The following is a 2419-nucleotide window of genomic DNA, read 5'->3' as shown; positions in this document are numbered from 1 at the left end:
ACCAACAACCGCATGGAACTCACCGCCGCCATCGCCGGGCTCGCCGCCCTCAAGCGCCCATGCCGGGTGCGGCTGACCACCGATTCGGAGTACGTTAAAAAAGGGATCACCGAGTGGATCGACGGCTGGGTCCGTCGCGGCTGGAAAAACTCACAGAAAAAGGACGTCGCCAACCGCGACCTCTGGGAACAGTTGCTGGAGCAGAGCCGCCGCCACCAGGTCGAGTGGTGCTGGGTGCGCGGCCACGCCGGCCATCCGGAGAACGAACGCTGCGACGAGTTGGCGCGGGCCGCCATTGCCGCCGGCCGGCGGCGCTAGAATTGGCAAGACAATTAGTTTCCCCCCTTTCGTAAAGGGGGGCCAGGGGGATTTTCATTCCGCGGATCACAACCAAATCCCCCTGAATCCCCCTTTTTCAAAGGGGGCCTTTACAGGCTGGCGGCATGGACAGCCGTTGATTCTGTGCTATTCTTTCCGACGCCTTTGTTGTCGAATTGCCTATGCTGAAATCCCGCCCGGATTGAGCGAGTTTTCCATGCCGATTGCCTTTGCCGCCGACCTGCCAACCGCCCCCACTGGTGGCGAAGCGCCCCCATCTTTCGAGGCCCTGCTTTCCCTCGGCCTCTACACCGGCATCGCCGTTTTCCTCATTGTCGTCCTGCTTCTGCTCGCCTGGGGCCTCGGCCACAAGAGTCGCAGCCGGGCCAAGGGTGAACCGTACGAGTCCGGGGTCCTGCCGACGGGCGACGCCCGGTTGCGCGATCCCGTCCCCTTCTATCTGGTCGCCATCTTCTTCATCGTCTTCGACGTCGAGGCGATCTTCATCCTCTCCTGGGCAGTCGCCTGGGACCTGCTCGGCTGGGCCGGGTTCCTGCAGATCACCTTCTTCATTTTCGTGCTCTTTCTCGGGCTGGTCTACCTCTGGAAGATGGGGGGCCTCGACTGGGGCCCGCGGGCCGGACGGACGGCAAGGAAGGCCGGATGAGCGAACGTCTTCCCGACAACCTCATCCTCGCTTCCCTCGACGACGCCATCAACTGGGGACGGGCCAACAGCCTCTGGCCGATGTTCTTCGGCCTCTCCTGCTGTTTCGTCGAGATGATGACGAGCATGACGCCGCGCTTCGATCTCGCCCGCTTCGGCGCCGAGGTTTTGCGCGGAACGCCGCGCGAGGCCGACCTGATGGTCATCTCCGGCACCCCGTTCAAGAAGATGGGGCCGACCATCCTGCGCCTCTACGAGCAGATGGCCAACCCGAAGTGGGTCGTCTCCATGGGGAGCTGCTCCAACTCGGGCGGCATGTACGACGTCTACAGCGTCATCCAGGGGGTCAACCAGATCGTCCCGGTCGACGTCTACATCCCCGGCTGCCCGCCGCGCCCCGAGGCTTTCATGCAGGGGCTGCTGCTACTGCAGGAGAAGATCGCCAAAGAGGAGCGGCCGGCGCGCAAGGTGCTTGGGCTGGCCGGCGGCAGCGAGGGGACGACGGTGCCGGTCCTGGTCGACGGCGTCAGCAAAAGCCGCGACCCGCGGGGCCCCGGTTACGGCAGCGCACCGGTCCGCGGCACCTCGATGCAGCACCCCAGATTCTGGGGGAGCCGCTCGGAGAGCATGTGGACGCCGCCGCAGCCGAAGGTGGAGTTCGCTGCCTCCACCCCCGATCTGCGCCGGGCGGTGGCCGAGCGCTTCGGCGAGGCCGTTCGGGAGGACGCGCAGGCGGCGGACATGCCGACCTTCGTCACGGCCCCGGAGCACGCCACGGAACTGCTGCGCTTCCTCAAGCAGGAGGCGCCGAAAAAGTTCCGCCGCCTCGAAGACCTCACCGCCGTCGACGAGAGCGCCCGCCGCCAGCGTCCCGGACACGATTTCACCCTCGTCTATCATCTGCTCAATTTTGACGAGCCAGGCTATGCCCGGGTCAAGGTGCCGCTCGCGGGAGAATTCCCCGAGGCCCCCTCGGTCACCTCGGTCTGGCCCGCTGCCGACTGGTACGAGCGCGAAGCCTTCGACATGTTCGGCATCCGTTTTTCCGGCCACCCCGATCTGCGCCGCATTCTCATGCCAGACTCCTGGCAGGGCCACCCCCTGCGCAAGGAGCACCCCTTCCGCGGCACCGAGATGCCTCCCTACACCGCCGAGACCGCGGCGACCATGATCCCGCGGGACGGCGGCGACTTCTTCCGGGGGGGGCCGGTGACCGACGGCAGACACACCATGGTCCTCAACCTCGGTCCGCACCACCCCGGCACCCACGGCGTGCTGCGCCTGGTTCTCAAGCTCGACGGCGAAGAGATCGTCGATATCGACGCCGACATCGGCTATCACCACCGGGCCGCCGAGAAGATGGGGGAGCGCCAGCACTGGAACCAGTACATCCCCTACACCGACCGCATCGACTACCTCTCCGGCGTGCAGAACA

General features: G+C 65.8%; 3 protein-coding genes. All 3 read left to right on the top strand.

Annotated elements, in window-relative coordinates; translation table 11 throughout:
- The coding region (gene rnhA / locus VD811_15150) for a ribonuclease HI (GenBank protein ID HXV22320.1) at positions 1 to 318 on the top strand (318 nt) is incomplete at its 5' end.
- A 217-nt stretch (positions 319 to 535) separates the two neighbouring features.
- The gene (locus VD811_15145; GenBank protein HXV22319.1) at positions 536 to 985 is read left to right on the top strand and encodes an NADH-quinone oxidoreductase subunit A; all 450 of its coding nucleotides are present in this window, start codon (positions 536 to 538) and stop codon (positions 983 to 985) included.
- The coding region (nuoB, locus tag VD811_15140; GenBank protein HXV22318.1) for an NADH-quinone oxidoreductase subunit NuoB at positions 982 to 2419 on the top strand (1438 nt) is incomplete at its 3' end. The genes VD811_15145 and nuoB, both read left to right, overlap by 4 nt.

Source organism: Desulfuromonadales bacterium, assembly GCA_035620395.1.
Lineage (GTDB): Bacteria > Desulfobacterota > Desulfuromonadia > Desulfuromonadales > DASPGW01 > DASPGW01.
This window is presented reverse-complemented; position numbering and strand designations above follow the sequence as displayed.